Annotated in this window: 21 protein-coding genes; 8 read left to right on the plus strand and 13 right to left on the minus strand. The window is 56.5% G+C overall.

Features of this window, described 5'->3' with window-relative positions; translation table 11 throughout:
- Window positions 1–63 precede the first annotated feature (63 nt).
- On the plus strand, window positions 64–696 hold the full coding sequence (gene yfcF / locus IB250_RS01410; protein ID WP_192342663.1) for a glutathione transferase: 633 nt from the start codon (window positions 64–66) through the stop codon (window positions 694–696).
- A 15-nt stretch (window positions 697–711) separates the two neighbouring features.
- Here yfcF and IB250_RS01415 read toward each other — a convergent pair whose 3' ends face one another.
- Window positions 712–1,509: an alpha/beta fold hydrolase gene (locus tag IB250_RS01415; RefSeq protein WP_192342664.1), complete on the minus strand. Its 798-nt coding sequence runs from the start codon at window positions 1,507–1,509 to the stop codon at window positions 712–714.
- Between the two features lie 133 nt (window positions 1,510–1,642).
- On the opposite strand from IB250_RS01415, the gene IB250_RS01420 reads away from it, so the two are divergent.
- Together IB250_RS01420 and IB250_RS01425 are read left to right on the plus strand one after the other, a co-directional pair.
- Window positions 1,643–2,032: a c-type cytochrome gene (locus IB250_RS01420; protein WP_192342665.1), complete on the plus strand. Its 390-nt coding sequence runs from the start codon at window positions 1,643–1,645 to the stop codon at window positions 2,030–2,032.
- A gap of 130 nt (window positions 2,033–2,162) precedes the next feature.
- A complete protein-coding gene (locus IB250_RS01425; protein WP_192342666.1) occupies window positions 2,163–2,498 on the plus strand; it encodes a hypothetical protein in 336 nt (111 codons plus the stop codon).
- Window positions 2,499–2,857: 359 nt separating this feature from the next.
- Here the strand turns inward: IB250_RS01425 and IB250_RS01430 are convergent, their stop codons facing one another.
- Both IB250_RS01430 and IB250_RS01435 read right to left on the minus strand, forming a co-directional pair.
- Complete coding sequence (locus IB250_RS01430) at window positions 2,858–3,163, minus strand: panthothenate synthetase (protein ID WP_123493870.1); 306 nt, start codon at window positions 3,161–3,163, stop codon at window positions 2,858–2,860.
- A gap of 310 nt (window positions 3,164–3,473) precedes the next feature.
- Window positions 3,474–3,866: a VOC family protein gene (locus IB250_RS01435; protein ID WP_192342667.1), complete on the minus strand. Its 393-nt coding sequence runs from the start codon at window positions 3,864–3,866 to the stop codon at window positions 3,474–3,476.
- Window positions 3,867–4,064: 198 nt separating this feature from the next.
- Here IB250_RS01435 and IB250_RS01440 point away from each other — a divergent pair, with 198 nt between their 5' ends.
- Window positions 4,065–5,000, plus strand: coding sequence for a Ppx/GppA family phosphatase (locus IB250_RS01440; RefSeq protein WP_192342668.1), 936 nt, complete (start codon window positions 4,065–4,067; stop codon window positions 4,998–5,000).
- A gap of 200 nt (window positions 5,001–5,200) precedes the next feature.
- Here the strand turns inward: IB250_RS01440 and IB250_RS01445 are convergent, their stop codons facing one another.
- Window positions 5,201–5,524: a hypothetical protein gene (locus IB250_RS01445; RefSeq protein WP_192342669.1), complete on the minus strand. Its 324-nt coding sequence runs from the start codon at window positions 5,522–5,524 to the stop codon at window positions 5,201–5,203.
- Between the two features lie 393 nt (window positions 5,525–5,917).
- Complete coding sequence (locus tag IB250_RS01450) at window positions 5,918–6,676, minus strand: sulfite exporter TauE/SafE family protein (protein ID WP_192342670.1); 759 nt, start codon at window positions 6,674–6,676, stop codon at window positions 5,918–5,920.
- 154 nt (window positions 6,677–6,830) lie between these two features.
- Here IB250_RS01450 and IB250_RS01455 point away from each other — a divergent pair, with 154 nt between their 5' ends.
- The 3 genes from IB250_RS01455 (at window position 6,831) to IB250_RS01465 (ending at window position 9,509) form a co-directional block, all read left to right on the plus strand.
- A complete protein-coding gene (locus tag IB250_RS01455; RefSeq protein ID WP_192342671.1) occupies window positions 6,831–7,760 on the plus strand; it encodes a LysR family transcriptional regulator in 930 nt (309 codons plus the stop codon).
- Between the two features lie 264 nt (window positions 7,761–8,024).
- Window positions 8,025–8,861: an AraC family transcriptional regulator gene (locus tag IB250_RS01460; protein ID WP_192342672.1), complete on the plus strand. Its 837-nt coding sequence runs from the start codon at window positions 8,025–8,027 to the stop codon at window positions 8,859–8,861.
- Window positions 8,862–8,912: 51 nt separating this feature from the next.
- Window positions 8,913–9,509: a LysE family translocator gene (locus tag IB250_RS01465; protein ID WP_123493911.1), complete on the plus strand. Its 597-nt coding sequence runs from the start codon at window positions 8,913–8,915 to the stop codon at window positions 9,507–9,509.
- Window positions 9,510–9,610: 101 nt separating this feature from the next.
- Here the strand turns inward: IB250_RS01465 and IB250_RS01470 are convergent, their stop codons facing one another.
- The 8 genes from IB250_RS01470 to IB250_RS01505 all read right to left on the minus strand — a co-directional run bounded on the left by IB250_RS01470 (window position 9,611) and on the right by IB250_RS01505 (window position 14,729).
- Window positions 9,611–10,165, minus strand: coding sequence for a YSC84-related protein (locus IB250_RS01470; RefSeq protein ID WP_192342673.1), 555 nt, complete (start codon window positions 10,163–10,165; stop codon window positions 9,611–9,613).
- 259 nt (window positions 10,166–10,424) lie between these two features.
- A complete protein-coding gene (locus tag IB250_RS01475) occupies window positions 10,425–10,925 on the minus strand; it encodes a GNAT family N-acetyltransferase (protein WP_192342674.1) in 501 nt (166 codons plus the stop codon).
- 48 nt (window positions 10,926–10,973) lie between these two features.
- Window positions 10,974–11,294 carry an isochorismate lyase gene (locus tag IB250_RS01480; RefSeq protein ID WP_192342675.1) on the minus strand — a complete coding sequence of 107 codons (321 nt, stop codon included), beginning with the start codon at window positions 11,292–11,294 and terminating at the stop codon, window positions 10,974–10,976.
- A 68-nt stretch (window positions 11,295–11,362) separates the two neighbouring features.
- On the minus strand, window positions 11,363–11,725 hold the full coding sequence (locus tag IB250_RS01485; protein ID WP_192342676.1) for a DUF6463 family protein: 363 nt from the start codon (window positions 11,723–11,725) through the stop codon (window positions 11,363–11,365).
- Between the two features lie 78 nt (window positions 11,726–11,803).
- Window positions 11,804–12,322, minus strand: a complete 519-nt coding sequence (locus IB250_RS01490; RefSeq protein WP_192342677.1) for an isochorismatase family protein — start codon at window positions 12,320–12,322, stop codon at window positions 11,804–11,806.
- A 304-nt stretch (window positions 12,323–12,626) separates the two neighbouring features.
- Complete coding sequence (locus IB250_RS01495) at window positions 12,627–13,172, minus strand: histidine phosphatase family protein (RefSeq protein ID WP_192342678.1); 546 nt, start codon at window positions 13,170–13,172, stop codon at window positions 12,627–12,629.
- Window positions 13,173–13,261: 89 nt separating this feature from the next.
- On the minus strand, window positions 13,262–14,302 hold the full coding sequence (locus IB250_RS01500) for an SDR family oxidoreductase (protein ID WP_192342679.1): 1,041 nt from the start codon (window positions 14,300–14,302) through the stop codon (window positions 13,262–13,264).
- Window positions 14,303–14,312: 10 nt separating this feature from the next.
- Window positions 14,313–14,729 carry an ester cyclase gene (locus tag IB250_RS01505; protein WP_192342680.1) on the minus strand — a complete coding sequence of 139 codons (417 nt, stop codon included), beginning with the start codon at window positions 14,727–14,729 and terminating at the stop codon, window positions 14,313–14,315.
- 116 nt (window positions 14,730–14,845) lie between these two features.
- Here IB250_RS01505 and IB250_RS01510 point away from each other — a divergent pair, with 116 nt between their 5' ends.
- Entirely contained in the window at window positions 14,846–15,754 is a 909-nt protein-coding gene (locus tag IB250_RS01510) for a LysR family transcriptional regulator (protein WP_192342681.1), read from the plus strand.
- Window positions 15,755–15,865: the final 111 nt, after the last annotated feature.

Here is a 15,865-nt window from a genome sequence, read left to right on the forward strand (position 1 = left end):
CATGCATTTTCTTTATGGCATCGGATCTCGTAGCGTGTTTGCTCACCCTATGGAGATGTCCTCGTGAATGATTCCCGCCTGCGCCTGTACGTTGATGCTCAATTCACCAGCCCCTATGCCATGTCGGTTTTCGTGGCCCTTCGCGAAAAGGGCATCGAATTCGAACTGAGTCCGCTGGACCTCGACGTCTTCGAAAACCAGTCCGAAGACTATGCCAGCCTCTCGCTGACCCAGCGCGTACCGACGCTGGTGCATGGCGATTTTGCCTTGTCTGAATCGTCGGCGATCACTGAATACCTGGAAGACGTTTTTCCTCAGACGCCGGTTTACCCGCAAGAATTGAGGCAGCGCGCGAAGGCACGACAAATCCAGGCGTGGCTGCGTAGTGACCTGCTGCCCATCCGGCAGGAACGTTCCACACTGGTGGTGTTTTATGGCCTCAAATCAGCGCCCTTGTCGCCCGCTGCCGAGTCGGCAAAGCGCAAGCTGATCGGTGCCGCACAAGCGCTGCTGGTTGACGGTCGCGAGTACTTGTTCGGGCAATGGTCGATCGCCGATGTGGATCTGGCGTTGATGCTCAACCGGCTGATACTCAACGGTGACGCCGTGCCATCCGCGCTGGTGGAATACGCGCAGCGTCAATGGCAGCGGCCTACGGTGCAGGAGTGGGTCAAACTGCAACGTCCTGCACTGTAGCGGTGTGAAGTCAGGTCAAATGCGCTCAATAAATTGCACGATGACCTGATTGACGACCTCAGGATGCGTAATGGGCCCCATATGACCGAGCCCCTCGAGTTCCACCACTTCAACGTTCGGCAGTGTGCCGGTCAGCAGCCGCGCCACTGCCCGTGAGGATGCCGGTGAATCCTTGCCGACCATGAAAAGCACCGGCAGGTTGAGCGAGCGGAACGCCTGTAATGGCGTCGGCTCGTTCAACAGCGCGTGAGCCCAGCCCTGCACATTGGCCACCGCGGCGGCGATGGAAGGCTTGCGTTGTTCCGGGGTTTGCTCCCAGGCCCCGGCACCCATCCAGTAGTCAATGAAGTGCCGGGCCGCTGCGTCCAGGTTACCCGCCTCAAGTGCCAGCCCGGCGTTTGCGACGACTTCACGAATGGCATCTGCCTCATTGGGTGGGGGCGATTCGGCGTCGAGCAGGGCAAACAATGTTGGCTCATACAAAGCCAGGGCGCGCACCCGGCCAGGGTTCTGCAACGCCGCGATCAATGCCACCGCCCCGCCATAAGAATGACCGACCAGAATGAGCGGTCCGCCGGCACGGGCGAGTACCGGTTCGGCGAAGCGCGCTTCTTCACTGAGGGTGACGATTCGATCGCTGGGCCACGCCGGGCTCTTGCCGGCGCCAAACGAATCGAGCGCCAGAACCCGAAACTTTGCGGCCAGGTGATCTTGCAGTCCACGCCACTGCACCGAGTGACTCGCATTGGCATGAAAGCAGACAATGCCCGGTCCCTTGCCGGCGTCCCGATAAAAGGGTTCGACGGGTTTCATTCTGGCTCTCCTGCAACGACGTTAAAGGGACGAAGAGGGTTATAGATTAACTTCAAGGCTTCGGTGTAGCAGCCAGTCATGATGAAATAGCCGCCCGTTTTTGCTGTCAGCAACACCTGATTGGGAGCACCACATGAAAAATGCCGCCGTACTTACCTTCGCCTTGATGCTCACTACCGGGTTATTCAGCATGCAAGCCGAAGCGGCGGGGGATGCTGAAGCCGGTCAGAAACTGTTTAACCGTATCTGCGGCGGCTGTCATCAGGTAGGGACTTCGGCACGGGGCTCTTTTGGTCCGCAACTCAATGCCATCTTCGGACGCCCTGCGGGAAGCACGACGGACTACCAATACTCATCCGCGATGAAATCATCAGGCCTTGTCTGGACTCGCGAAACACTGACCGCCTACATCGAAGCGCCAAAAGAAGTAGTCCCCGGAACCCGGATGATTTTCTGGGGCCTGAGCGATCCGCAGAAGATCGAAAACCTTTTGGCCTACCTTCAGACATTTCAGCCGCAGTAATCGGTGTCTTATCAACCCGTTTTTGGATACCGCATAAAGTCTGTACAAGTGATATCAATGAGCCACTTCATCCGTTAAAGTATGTGCTGCCCGAGAGACGGATCCCGGGTATTTCTAATGGAGTGACTCAGTGAATTACCTCAGCAAAGTAGTTGTCGTAGCCATGTTCGGTCTGGTTCTGGCGGGTTGCACCGGCACCCCGATGAAGACTCAGCAGTACGACAGCAACCAGTACACCGTTGTCGGCCACAGTGAAGCGACCGCCACTGGCCTCCTGCTGTTCGGCCTCATCCCGATTCAGCAGAACAACCGTTTCATCCGCGCTCAGAACGCTGCGATCAAAGCCCGTGGCGGCGACGCGATGATCAACACCCAAGTGCAGGAAAACTGGTTCTGGGCTTGGGCTCTGACCGGTTACACCACCAAGATCTCCGGTGATGTGATCAAGCTGAAAACTGTTCAGTAAGCGCAGTACTCCGCCTGCCCGGCGAGTGGGCTTTGATGTGAAAGAGTCCGGTTCAGCTCGTAATGCCGGTCAGTTAAGCCATTTCAGCCGCGACGCACTCCTTGTAGCAGCTGCCGAAGGCTGCGTTCGGCTGCGAAGCAGTCGTTAATCCGGCTGACGCGGTCTGTCTGACGCCCCGCAAGTTCTGGTTTTACGGCTGCTACGCAGCCGAACGCAGGCTTCGCCAGCTGCTACAGATCGCATTACGGCTTAACTGAATGGCATGACGATTGATCCGGGCTTTTTTTGTAGGTATTCGGAGTACATCAGCCGAGGGTGAGGCAAATCCAAATGCCATCACCCGATTCACTGATCGCACCTCACCCCCAGGCTTTTCCGAGCTCCTCCAGACCCGCGTCTTGCAGGTTCTGCGCACTCATGACCACTCGGAATTTGCAGTTGGCCTGGAAGTTGAGAAAGAAGGGTTCCGCATAGCCGGGAATCTCGGAAGGGTCTTCTACATCGATCAGAAAAATCCCACTTCGCATTCCATCCTGCTCAGTGAAATAAGTCGCCTCCGGCTTAATGGTTTCCAGCACGCGGTTCATGATTTCGCCGACTTTCCCCGACCTGACAAGCGCGTTGAAAGGCTCATGGGGAAACTCGACCATCAGTAGCATTTTCATTATTCGATACTCTGTTGAGGTGGCGTGCTCCTTACCCGGATCCTTACTCCTGACGATGATGCCGCAAGCCGTGCGTTCAGCCGTGCCAGCGGTGGTATGTGGTTAAGAATAGCGAAGGGTTCGAGGCTGCCGGGGCAGAGTTACGGACGGTCGTTCTTGATGATTCAGCGCAAGGCGAAGGGGTAGGGTTTGTTGGCTGAAGTCATGCTGTTCTGTGATGAAGGCAGCTTTATGCTGCGCGGTTTTGGACGTTCAAAAAGGGACTCGCCAGCATCGCCTATAGAGGCGATGCCGACTCACCGATCCCCGATTATTGCTGTACCGGTGTGCAGAGTTCTACCAACGTTCCGTCGGGGCATCGAACGTAGGAGATGATTTGTCCCCAGGGCTTGGCGCTTGGTGCAGAGATTTCGCTGGCTCCCGCCTTCAACGCTCTGGCATGCGCTGCCGGAACGTCCTCGGTCACCAGGCCTACTTCGATTCCAAGTGGTTTGGGGGACGAGTGTGCCGAGACATGCCCCGTGCTGAAGTTCATCGCTGCCAATTCATCGGCGGCGAATGCCAGCGCAGTTTCCCCTGTTTCGAGTTCGCCGTAGGTGTTGGATTCATGGAGGAAGCGAACGCCAAGCCCGAAGGCTGACGAAAAGAACTGGAGTGAGGCAACAACGTCCGGGACGTAGATGATCATGTAGCCAAATTTCATAAGCGGGCATTCCTTGTCGTGTTTATTGAGTGGCAAATCACGGTTACCCAGGCAGGTTTGCCCGGTGTCTGTTCTTTCGAAAAGGTTAGAGGGTGTCATCACGGTGTCATCGAACGAATGGCAAGCTCCTCGCAAACCGTCTTGAGCGCTCAGACGGAACGCCGTCTGCGGGCTGATGCATTTGCCAGGAATCCCCCTATGAAAGGAGACGCCTCCCTGTTTGCGGCCATTGATTTGGGGTCCAATGCGTTTCGCATGATGATCGGCCAGTCGGTCAGGCGCAATCAGGGGTTCATGATCCAGGAAGTGAAAACCTTGCGAGAGCCTGTCCGTTTGGCGGAAGGATTTCAGGGAGGGGCGCTGGACGAGTTGGCGCTGGATCGGGGATGGCAAGCGCTCGCGCGATTTGGCAAAAAACTGCGCGGCTTTGAGGCTGGTCGAGTGCGGGCAGTGGCGACCAGTGCCGTCCGCGAAGCCGATAATGCCCAACTGTTTCTGGCCAGCGCGGAGCGGCACCTGGGTTTTCGTATAGATGTCATCTCTGGGCATGAAGAGGCGCAACTGGTGTACGCCGGTGTTGCCCATACGATACCCACTACAGAAAGTATGCGCCTGGTCGTGGATATCGGCGGCGGCTCTACTGAATTGATCCTGGGGCAGGGCACTCAGCCTCTCTTGACCGAGAGCATTGCCATTGGCAGCGGCACTTTTGGCGCGCGTTATTTTCAGGGCGGCTGTATATCGACGAAGGCGCTCCTGGAGGCCGAGCGCGTGGCCACTCTGCAGTTTGAAAAAGTTACCCGTCGTTATCGCGCGCTGGGTTGGCAGCAAACTATTGGCTCTTCAGGTACTGCACGGATGCTGGCCAAAGTGCTCAAGGCCAATGGCTTGAATGACAATGGTCAAAGCGGTATCACCTACGGCGGCCTGTTGCGCTTATCGTTGCGTCTGCTGGAAGTGGGGCATGTTAAACAACTCAAATTGGCGGGCTTGCCACCCCATCGGCTGAATATCTTGCCCGGTGGCTTGGTGCTCATGCTGGCGGCGTTCAAGGTATTCGGCATATCGCACATGAGTCCTTCCGAACCGGGACTAAGGCTGGGCGTTCTTCATGGCCTTATGTCCAAACACTAAATGACTGTTATAGGCAAAACGCTGCTGTAGAAAGAACTGTTATTTAGATCAAAAAGAATGTCACTGTGAAGACCCGTCAGCGATGCTCGAGTACCAGCGCTGACTATCTTTGATGATCCCGTCGGGCACTAAAAACGCATGAAAAAACCCGGCTGATGAGGCCGGGTTTTTTGGTTGAGTGTTGCGATAAAGCCACTCATTCATGCCGCACGATTCTGAATCAGACGATCCGAACCACCTTCAGCGACGCGGTTCTCGATCAGACGATCCGAACCACCTTCAGCAACGCGGTTCTCGATCAGACGGTCCGAACCACCTTCAGCGACGCGGTTCTCGATCAGACGATCCGAACCACCTTCAGCGACGCGGTTCTCGATCAGACGATCCGAACCACCTTCAGCGATGCGACTTTCGATCAGACGATCCGAGCCGCCTTCAGCGACAACCGGGTGAGTAGAAGACGCGGCAAAAGCGTTAACTGCAAAAACCGAGAAAGCGATACTGAGGATGATTTGGCGTTTCATGATGGTGTGCTCCGGGGTGTTATTGGTTGGGTATGGAGCGGATGTTACGCCGAGGATTTTTTATGAGAACTTCATTGACGTGATGGTGACTATCGATGCCAGCAATGGTTGAAAGGTCGTGGGCAAGTGCCGCGTCCATGCCGGGCAAACCGGCGCCATAAGCGCACACGTCTCAACGACAAAGCACAATGCCTGTCAGTTAAGCCGTTTAAGGCGTGACGCACTCCTTGTAGCAGCTGGCGAAGCCTGCGTTCGGCTGCGTAGCAGTCGTAAAATCAGAAATTGCGGTGCGTCAGGCAGACCGCGTTAGCCGGATTCACGACTGCTACGCAGCCGAACGCAGGCTTCGCCAGCTGCTACAGATCGCCGGATGCATGTAGTTTTCCTTCAGGTTTACACGAACAGGTCGTAGGACAGCTTGCTGATCAGGATCACCAGCAACACCAGGAACAGAGTCCGGACAAAGGGCACGCCCTTATGAACCGCCAGCCACGTGCCGGTCAGCGCGCCCAGGATGTTGAATGCCGCCATGGGGATTGCGATCAGGTAGAGCACGTTACCCGTCGGAATGAAGAACATCAGCGCCGCTACGTTGGTCGCGATGTTCACCAGCTTGGCCGACGCCGAGGCATGAAGGAAGTCGAAGGCGAAGCAGCGGATAAACAGGAAGATCAGGAAACTGCCAGTGCCGGGACCGAACAGTCCATCGTAGAAGCCGATGGCACCGCCGATGGCGATCGCCAGCAATTTTTCCTTGGTACCAATGCGCATGGGTTTGTGCAGGGCGCCGAAGTCTTTTTTCCAGAAGGTGTAGATCGCCATCAGCACGATCAACACCAGCACCGCTGGCCGGATCATCGACTGGGGCACGAACGACACCGTGGCCGCTCCGAAGAAGGCCATGACAAAGGCCGAACAGGCGGCGGGGATCACCAGACCCCAGTCGATCACCACCTTACGCACGAAGGACCGGGCCGCGAATGCGGTGCCGCAGGCTGCCGCGACCTTGTTGGTGCCCAGCAGCGCCGCCGGTTGTGCCGTGGGCAGCACGTTGAACAACGCGGGTATCTGGATCAGTCCGCCGCCGCCCACCGCCGCATCGATCAGGCCGGCGGCGAAGGCGAACACGCAAAGGATGACAATATCGATCATGAAATCAGGCTCTGACGTTGAAGGGGGGTGAGCGTCCGGCGGCTTCTACGTGTTTCATCGCATCGGCTTGCCTGCGTCCTTGAGCAGGAAGGTTAACGGAAGGGCTTTTAATGTGTTGCAATACCACGTTGTGAAAAGTGCAACGAGGTGGCGCATGGCATTGAATATGTTGGGGGAGTTTGAAGCCTTCGCGACGGTGGCTCGCAAGCGCAGCTTCATCGCGGCGGCACGTACTCTGGGGCGCTCCCCCAGCGCGCTGACCCGTGCCGTTCAAGCCCTGGAGGAAAGTGTCGGGGTCAAGTTGTTCAATCGCTCGTCCAATGCCGTGAGCTTGACCGAGGCGGGTGAACGCTTGTTGCCCCACGCCTACAAAATGCTGGATCTGCAACGTGAGGCGGATGAAGACCTGGCCGGCATTAGCGGCCAGGCCTACGGCTGGGTCCGCTTTTCCGCCCCCGAGTTTCTCGGACACGGGGTATTGCCCCGGTTGATCGCGCAGTACAGCGAGCGTTATCCAGACGTGAACGTCGATGTGATTTTCACCGATGAGCTCATCGACCCGGCCAAGAGCAAGCTGGACTTCTCGATTCGCGGCGCGTTTGCGCAATCCAGTGACCTGATCGGCTATCCGCTCTGGAATTATTCACGTTACCTGTATGCCAGCCCCGGGTATCTGGAGCGGCGCGGGATACCCGACTCCATCGAGGCGCTGGAGTCGCACTCGCTGATCCTGCACACGGCGCCGCGGATTCTCAAGGAGTGGAATTTTCGCAGTGAAGAGCGGGCCATCAGCTTCCGGGTTCATCCCAAATTTCGTTTCAGCTCCGGTTTGGCGGTGTTCCAGGCGGCGCTGGCGGGCGTCGGGATCGCTCGACTGGCGGACTGGATTGCGGAGCCCGAAGTGGAAGCGGGGCGCCTGCGGCGGGTCTGTCCCGAGTACAAACTTACCTCCAGCGGCGGTGAAAGCCCGCAGATGCATGCGGTGTACCCGGCCGGGAATCTGCCGCTGCGGGTGAAGTCCTTGTTGGAGGTGATCCGTGGTTTTGGTGACAGCCTTGGTCGAAAGCATGCGGTGACACTTTAGTCGGCTGGACTGCAAGGCACCTTGAACTGAATGACCGTTTTTGGCCGATTCTGTTGAAAAAGTCGACCATGGTTCCCATGGCAGAAAAGTACACGCTTGAGATTGAAATCTTTACTTTTTTGAGTAGAGGATTCCGGGCTCAGATTTTGCGTAGCTGCCATTTGCCGAGGAACCTGCACAAATCTTCTAAACGTCATTTCCATTGCGCGGTAATTTAGTCGTCCGTACAGATCAACGCTGAACCGTTACCAATGGAGCCTATCCGTGGATAGACGCAACTGGATTGAGCTATCCCAGGACGCCGATACCGGGGTTGAATCAATTCGTGCCCATTTTCAGGGGCATGCCTACGATCCGCATTGGCATGACAGTTTTCTGGTGGGGGTCACCGAGCAGGGCGTGCAGCAGTTCAATTGCCGGCGCGTTCGCCACCTCAGTACACCGGGCAAGGTGTTCATGCTGGAGCCGGGGGAAATCCACGATGGGCACGCGCCGACCGAGGAGGGGTTTACCTATTCCATGCTCTACCTCGATCCACATTGGCTGGAGCGGGAGTTGCACGCGTTGTTCGAACATGCGCCGGCCAACAGTCAGCCGGGTTTTGCCGACACCCTGAGCCAGGATCCGCGCCTGGCCACTGCCATTTTTCAAGCCTTCCACGCGCTCCATGAGGGCGATTTGCGCATTGTGCGCCAGAGCGCCATCGACACCTTGTTGGGGGCGCTCACTGGCCACCTTGATTGGCGCAAGCGTCAGGCTTTTGATCCGCGCCTGCCGTGGGTGGCCCAGGTTGCGCGTGACTATTTGCATGCCCATGTCTATGAAGACATTGGGCTGGATGATCTGGCCAAAGCCTGTGGTGTTGATCGCTTTCGTCTGACGCGGGCCTTCAAGGCAGCCTTTGGGCTGGCGCCTCATGCTTATTTGATCCAGCTGCGCCTGGCCAAGGCGCGACAGCTGCTGGCTCGGGGCGAGTCGCCGGCACAGGTGGCCAGTGCCCTCGGGTTCGCCGATCAAAGTCATATGGGGCGCTGGTTCCGCCGTGCCTACCAGCTCACACCCGCGGATTACCGCAAGCGCTGCTCAAACCTTCCAGACTGAATTTCGCTGATCCGCGACCATGGATTCCTATCTGATCAAGGAGTCCATGCCATGGAATCGTTGCTGCCTTTCCTGCTGTTTGCGTTCGTTGCCTCGATTACCCCGGGGCCGACCAATATTCTGGTGTTGAGCCACAGTTCGCGGCGGGGGCTGGGGGCCACACTGCCCATCATTTTTGCTGCTTGCGGGGCGGCGGCGCTGATTGTGTTTGCGGTCGGGCTCGGCGTGGGCGAAACGCTGCTGCGGTTTGCGCGTGTACAGCAGGCAATGGCGTGGGCCGGGGTGCTCTGGTTGAGTTGGCTCGCCTGGCAGATCTTTCAAAGCGCACCGCCGTCCCTGGCCCCGACCACCTCGCGCGACGAAGGTGTCAGCGTGTTCGGTGCCGCCACCCTGCAATTGGTCAACCCCAAGGTCTGGATGATGGCGGTGGCGGTAGTGAGCGTATTTGTCGGTGGCGGTGACAAGACCCTGCGGCTGATGGTGTTGTCGCTGATATTTTTGTTGGTCTCCGTACCGTGCATGACCCTGTGGGCGTTGCTCGGCGTGGGCAGTGCCCGGGCTTTTGGTTCGCCGCAGGCATTCAAACGTATGAACACTGCACTGGCTTGTTTGCTGTTGGTGTCGGCCTGGTTAACCGTGCTGGTGTAGGTCGTTGACTGGGCAGGTCGCTTGAATCAGCAACTGGACCCCGCATGGCTTCAAGAGGGCGCATTTATGGATTGGCGCATCCCTGCGCCAAACAACCGGTGTTAGCGCTTGATCAGCGAAATCTTGGTTCCTTCGATGCTGATCCCGGCCATCAACCCCTGCTGGTCGAAAATGAACGCGTAGGCATCGTGCTTCACGGTCGTGCTGGACAGATTCTTCGCCACCCCTTCATCAACCATTACAACGGTGGGTCCTACGCCGACTTCCCAACCCTTGGATTTGCGTATGTAGTCCACGGCTTTGTCGGTCATCAGGAAAACCGCATAGCCATACGACTGGGCGCCTGCTTGCAGCCCCCAGGACCCGGTTACGGAGTTGTAATAATTCTCTACTTTCTTGTCCTTCAACAACACGCCTTCACCATAGCTGCCGCCAAACACAAGGCCCGCCTTGATGATTTTCGGGAAGACAAGAATCGCTTTGGCGTTGTGCGAAATACTTTCAGCAAATGGCGTGGACTTGTACAGCGTTTGCAACGCTTGCCGAGAGTCGACATCCAGATCCTCGGCAGTTGCCGCACTAGCAGTGTTCAAGAAGCTGGCCGATGCCAGTGTCGCAAGGACGATCGATAGGAAGAACCGCATTGACTGAGTCATGTTAGTACTCCGATACGGGAGCATTGGATATGAGCAGCAGTCAGCACTTGCCCCTCGGAACAATCCGAGCCTGCTGAAACTATCCGGCGCACCCTAAAATATGTGAGCTACTGACTTCGCCCTTGAATGAGGCCTTCGATCATTGGCGACGTCATCACCTGCTTTGACCTCTGTGTATCAGCCAGGTTCGTCGTCAGAAACTGCGATGATCAACTGTAAAAAAAACGGACACCTGACAAGGCGCCCGTTTTTCAATCATCTAAATCGAAAGATCAAACCGATATTCATGCTCTGTCGTTTCTTGCCGGGATAGAGGTTCGATCAAAAAGCCACACCGTTCGAGTACTTTTGCCGAACCCATATTTCCAGCGTAGACGTTGGCAACCAGTTGTTTAAGGTTCCAATGTAACTGCGCCTCCTGAATCAGATGCCTCACCGCCAGCGTTGCCAGTCCCCGTCCGCAAGCGCTTTGAGCAATCCGATAGCCAACTTCTGCCGACCGCTCGGACATATCGATGCCTTTCAGGTTCGCTCGTCCAACTATTTTTCCGTCAACATCTTCGAGGACAAATGGGTGCCAGGTTCCGGCGGTAAAACCAGATAAATAAGCCGCAATGTGGTCGGTGACGCCCTGCACCGTGTAAAAAGCAGCATCGCGCGCGTCAATGAAACGCTCGAACCACTCGCGATTGTCCAATTCAAATGTCAGCAACGCCTCAGCATCAGTACTTTGGAGGGTACGAATTCTGACGGGTTTCATAAGGTCGCGTCCCTTTCTGGTAGAACTACTTGGTCGTTGCGCTATGGATCAGATTTCGGATTGATGAGCCGCCCAGTGTTTCATCTCTTCGGCAATGAAGTGGTTCACCAGGTCGCTGTACATCTTCTCGATGGCATCCGGGCTCAAGCCCTCGGCCTCGGCCCACTCGCGACGTGTCGCCAGCATCGCCTTGAAACGCTCCGGCGCACGCACCGAAGTCGCCGAGGTCTTGAACTTCGAGGCCGCCAGCACGTACTGAAAACGCTTGCCCAACAGCTTGATAACGGCGTGATCAAGGGCATCGATTTCGCGTCGGATGTCCTCCATGCCTTCACACTCTGCGGGTTGTAATTGATTGATGACTTCCATGTAAGTGACTCCATTTGCTGAAAAAAATCGTGGGACTTCGGAAGAGGGCGAACGAGTTGAACCGTTTGTCAGGCGTACAAGCCATATCCTGCCGCGATGATCAGCGGAGAAACCAGCAGCGTTGCCCAGAACCCCGATTTTGGAACAGCAATGACGCAAATGATCGAGATCATAAGTACATAGATGCCAACAATTTTAAGTAGCGCGAGATCGGCAACTGCTACGGCGTGAATCGCTGTATGCCCTGCGAGCATAAAGAGCGGCCCCAGCAGGGTAAACCAGAGGGCAGTACGCCGATCTTCGTGCGCTCTGAACTGGTCAACGAAGCCTGAGTCTACAGCGGCGGCGAATGCTGTTTTGAACTTGAAAATACCGAATGGAATATGGAAGGCGCCCAAGACGAACAGGGTCCATGCGACGATGTTTGACATCTTATATGCTCCGTAACGGTAAGGTTGGGCAAGTGACTAACGTTTGGTAAAGGAGCCGTCGACGCGTATTTTTGCTGGTTAGAAACGCCATTCCTCAGCGTGAACGACGCGACAGAATGGGCCCGCCAGGGTTGCATTGTGATGAGCGACGATATTTTCGGCCTTCAACGCAGGGGTGTCGGTGCAGGTATGACCATCGGCGATCAGCACTGCATCGAACCCAAGATCTCGTGCGGCGCGGCAGGTGCTGTCGACACAATACTGGGTCTTCATTCCGGCAATAACCACGCCTTGAGATCCACAAGCTTTTAGTTGATCGGCGAGGTCCGTCATGTGGAAAGCGTTGGGTCGGCTTTTTTCGAAGATCACCTCGTCGCCTTCCAGTAACAGTTCCTGCACCAGTTGTGTCAACGGGCTTCCAGGGTCGATAGGCGAGCCGAGCGGACCTACGTGACGAGCAAGAAAAATAGGCGCGCCTGCCCTGCGGGCTTTGCTCAACAGGCTATTCAAAGTGTTCAGCAGCGCTTCGCCATTCCATGGTTTATCCGGGCCATGAAACAATCCAACCTGCATATCGAGAATCAACAGTGCATGCATAGTGCTTTCCTTGCATTTGGGCCAGCGACACAAGGGCAAAAGAAAAGGCCCTGTCCATCACTGGCGGGCCTTTTGAAGTTCGTGCGTTATTGGCTCACGACACCTCTCACGACCCGCCCCGGGCGGTCGTGGTAGTGGTGGTCGAGGTAATGCGTGGCTGATTCATAAAGTTGACAGTATCTGTACGGTACCCTTGTTGGCAAGAGGGGCGTGACCTGCGTGACGGCTACTACTTGTATTGATCGTTGAGGTCCGCCTATGGCCCAGAGTGTGTAAAAACGTACGTCGAGGTGATAGGCACCTTTTAAACACCGCCATATTGATACACCGTCGCACTCCAATACTGGCTGCCGTTACGTTTTTGGCGAGTCCATCCATCTGCCACCAGTTGTTTGGCGATCATTCGATTCATAAAGCCATGACCGAGCAGTAGAACCGGTCCTTCGCTGGCAGCAAGGGACTGAAGTCGTTTAGCTGCCGTGCTGGCGCGCATCTTCGCAGTGGCGACGGATTCGACGCTGCGTGAGTAACCGCACAACCATAAAACACGAAGGATAAATGCCCAGGTAAACGGCGATAGTCGTGGCAGTTTCCAGTGACCGTAAGGCAGTTGTGCTTCACAGAAAAGTGCGTCGACGAGGGCGGGTTTCAGGCCAAGAGCCTGGACGGAAGTCAGCGCACGAGGCGAGTTGCTTGAGACAATCACCGTGGCGGTTGCGGCGAGCTGCATGCTGGCATCCGGGACGGGCTGGCTGGTGATTTCGGATCGGTTGTAGTGTTCGATCCACTCTTTCATATCGAGCGCTGACATTTTGTCGGTTGCGACCAACTTTGGCTGGCCGTGACGCATCAGGATTATTTTCCTACTCACAGAATGTTTACGTCCTTGTCCTGGTATGCGGTGAATGTGGAGCTCGACGGTCATCTTATCTGCGAAAGTCAGTCGTCGACCATGACGGATGTGCGTTTTTCAAACCAACCGTGATCGCGGTACCACGCCACGGTGTCACTGAGTGTCAGCTCCAGCGCCCGGAAACTCAGGCCAAGCTCTTGTTCACTCTTGCTGTGGTTGAAACAGGTGCGGTCCTTCTCTCGTATCAACAGGCGCAGTGTGGCCATGCTCAGCAGAATGGGCTTGCCGGTGACACGCGCATAAATCTCCTGCACCGACGCCAAGGCGTATAGAAAGGGCAGCGGTAGTTGTCGAATGGGCGTCTTGACACCCGCTATACGTCCCAGAACAGGCACCAGCTCACGCATGGTCATATGCCGGCCCGCCGCGAGATAGCGCTCACCGCGCCGTCCATGTCTGGCTGCGGCTATCTGCGCCAATGCCACATCGCGGGCATCGACAACAGAGAAACTGCCGGGGATCAATCCGGGCAATTTGCCGCGCACGACATCGTTAACCAACTGTCCGGAGGAGGTCGGGCCAATATCGGCAGGGCCCCACATCCAGCCAGGCAAGATCATGCAGGCATGCATCTCGGGATGGCGTTCCAGGAACGACAAGACGACACGGTCGGCGAGGATCTTGCTACGGTAGTAGTCATCCGCGTCGGCGTCGGCCCGCAGGCAAGTTTCATCGATTGACGTGCCGGGAGCGCCGTCGAGCACGGCGATGGAAGAGGTATGGATGAAGCGTCGGATACCAGCGTTGTAGGCCTGGGCAAGCAGGCGTCGCGTACCCTCCACGTTAATCTTTTCGAGTTCCTTCCAGTGGCTGCCGCCCTTGTAGTTGTCGCGAAAGAATGCGGCGGTGTGAAATACCGTATCGCAGCCTTGCAGCGACGCTGCGAATGCGTCGACATCGGCCATGTCCCCTACGACCAGTTCCACCCCCGGCAGGTTGTTGAATTGCTGTTCACCTTTGGCCCTTGATCGGACCAGCGCTTTGACCGTACAGCCATGAGCGACCAATTCACGCACCAGGTTATTGCCCAGCAAGCCTGTTGCGCCAGTAACGAATACGCTTTGCATCGTTCAACCCTCAGTTTGATCGGCTAAAAAATGACATCAACACCGCACTGTCGAAGAAGGCCTCTTCACGGATGGCCAGCCCGTCTTTGAAGGTGAAGTGTGCGGCGTAGTACACGGCAATATGGCGGCCATGGGGTGGAATCACCCGGTCCGGCATCACTAATGGTGCGGTGAAGGTGCCGGTCAGGAAGGCGGTCAGTGCCAAACGATCGTCACTGACGGCAAATGGGCTGAAGGTCAGCTGGGCATCGGGGAAGGCTTCGAGTAATGCGATTTCTCGCTTGCGCATGGATTCGCGACCGGTTTGCATCCCCATCCCATCGAAGTAGATGAAGTCTTCGCAAACCAGCGTAAGCATCGCTTCCACATCACGGCGATTGAAGGCGCTGGCGGCGCGTTCCGCAAAGTCGTTGGGGCCAGTAGTCATACAGTCCGTTCCATTCGTTTCGAGGACGTGTAGATATACCGTTGACGCCTCTGCCGAAAAACAGCGACTGCTGCATAATGGCTTTGCACATTTGCAAATCAGGGAAGATATGAAGCATGGCTTTGCAAGCAAACTGGGACGATCTTCGCCTGCTGTTGGCAGTCTCGCGACGCGGCAGCTTTCTTCAGGCCGGCCAATTGCTGGGGATCGCTGCGTCTACTGTGTCGCGACGGCTGACCCAACTTGAAAGGGCACTGGGCGAGCCACTCGTGGAGCGGGGCGTTGAAGGATGCTGGTTGACCCCACGAGGCCAATCCCTCGTGGACGTTGCCCTGGCTGCGGAAGCGGGCTTGAGGCGTCAAACCGTTACGGGCATGTCCGAGCCACACACAGAGTTATCTGGCACTGTCGTGGTCAGTGCAGGGGAGGGGTTCTCCTCTTGCGTGCTGGAGGCAGCGAGTCGCTTCACCTCAGCGCACCCGCGATGCTCGGTGGAGTTGCTGATAACAGCCGACTTTCACAAGATCGTCCGCGGCGCCGCAGACATTGCCGTACGCACAGTTCATCTGGGCGAGCCGTCGCTGATTTATCGACCCCTCGGCAGGCTCGCTTACGGAGTCTTCGCCGATGCAAGTTATCTGAAGCGGTTTCCAGAAGTGACCCCGGCCACTGCGGTCAATATTGCCTTGCTTCCCCCGCTGGATATGTTGCCGCAACTGTGTGTGGCAAAGGCCGCGGGCCTGGAACGCACGCAGATCAGCGTGAACTCGTTCGCGGCTCAGCTCGAATCGGTGAGGCGAGGTATGGGCGTGGCAGTGCTGCCGCGTATTCTGGCGAAGGACCTGATAGAAGTGTTCCCGGAGATCCAGTTTCCAGATATGGAGGTCTTTCTGGTGACCCGGCCGCAGGCGTTGAAGCAGGCTCACATCAAGTGTTTTTTTGTCATTTTGGAGCAGGTGCTGCTGGAAGCCATTTCCATAGAAAGTATCGAAGGTTCCCTCTTGGGGACGCCCCGAAATGGGTGAATAAGGGTAAATAGATCTTCTCAAATTCAGTGGCTTTGACTTTGCAATCTGGTACGGGCACAGTCTGGCGCTACGTGAGGATGGATGCCTCGGTGAAGCTTAAGGAGAATG

It is taken from the genome of Pseudomonas sp. PDM09 (assembly GCF_014852305.1).
Classification (GTDB): Bacteria; Pseudomonadota; Gammaproteobacteria; order Pseudomonadales; family Pseudomonadaceae; genus Aquipseudomonas.

Bases quoted from the DNA above. Each gene is read 5' to 3' on its own strand.
- IB250_RS01415 (WP_192342664.1), bottom strand. From the start codon at position 1,509: ATGAAACCCGTCGAACCCTTTTATCGGGACGCCGGCAAGGGACCGGGC.
- IB250_RS01420 (WP_192342665.1), top strand. From the start codon at position 1,643: ATGAAAAATGCCGCCGTACTTACCTTCGCCTTGATGCTCACTACCGGG.
- IB250_RS01430 (WP_123493870.1), bottom strand. From the start codon at position 3,163: ATGAAAATGCTACTGATGGTCGAGTTTCCCCATGAGCCTTTCAACGCG.
- IB250_RS01435 (WP_192342667.1), bottom strand. From the start codon at position 3,866: ATGAAATTTGGCTACATGATCATCTACGTCCCGGACGTTGTTGCCTCA.
- IB250_RS01440 (WP_192342668.1), top strand. From the start codon at position 4,065: ATGAAAGGAGACGCCTCCCTGTTTGCGGCCATTGATTTGGGGTCCAAT.
- IB250_RS01445 (WP_192342669.1), bottom strand. From the start codon at position 5,524: ATGAAACGCCAAATCATCCTCAGTATCGCTTTCTCGGTTTTTGCAGTT.
- IB250_RS01450 (WP_192342670.1), bottom strand. From the start codon at position 6,676: ATGATCGATATTGTCATCCTTTGCGTGTTCGCCTTCGCCGCCGGCCTG.
- IB250_RS01455 (WP_192342671.1), top strand. From the start codon at position 6,831: ATGGCATTGAATATGTTGGGGGAGTTTGAAGCCTTCGCGACGGTGGCT.
- IB250_RS01465 (WP_123493911.1), top strand. From the start codon at position 8,913: ATGGAATCGTTGCTGCCTTTCCTGCTGTTTGCGTTCGTTGCCTCGATT.
- IB250_RS01470 (WP_192342673.1), bottom strand. From the start codon at position 10,165: ATGACTCAGTCAATGCGGTTCTTCCTATCGATCGTCCTTGCGACACTG.
- IB250_RS01475 (WP_192342674.1), bottom strand. From the start codon at position 10,925: ATGAAACCCGTCAGAATTCGTACCCTCCAAAGTACTGATGCTGAGGCG.
- IB250_RS01480 (WP_192342675.1), bottom strand. From the start codon at position 11,294: ATGGAAGTCATCAATCAATTACAACCCGCAGAGTGTGAAGGCATGGAG.
- IB250_RS01485 (WP_192342676.1), bottom strand. From the start codon at position 11,725: ATGTCAAACATCGTCGCATGGACCCTGTTCGTCTTGGGCGCCTTCCAT.
- IB250_RS01490 (WP_192342677.1), bottom strand. From the start codon at position 12,322: ATGCATGCACTGTTGATTCTCGATATGCAGGTTGGATTGTTTCATGGC.
- IB250_RS01495 (WP_192342678.1), bottom strand. From the start codon at position 13,172: ATGCGTCACGGCCAGCCAAAGTTGGTCGCAACCGACAAAATGTCAGCG.
- IB250_RS01500 (WP_192342679.1), bottom strand. From the start codon at position 14,302: ATGCAAAGCGTATTCGTTACTGGCGCAACAGGCTTGCTGGGCAATAAC.
- IB250_RS01505 (WP_192342680.1), bottom strand. From the start codon at position 14,729: ATGACTACTGGCCCCAACGACTTTGCGGAACGCGCCGCCAGCGCCTTC.
- IB250_RS01510 (WP_192342681.1), top strand. From the start codon at position 14,846: ATGGCTTTGCAAGCAAACTGGGACGATCTTCGCCTGCTGTTGGCAGTC.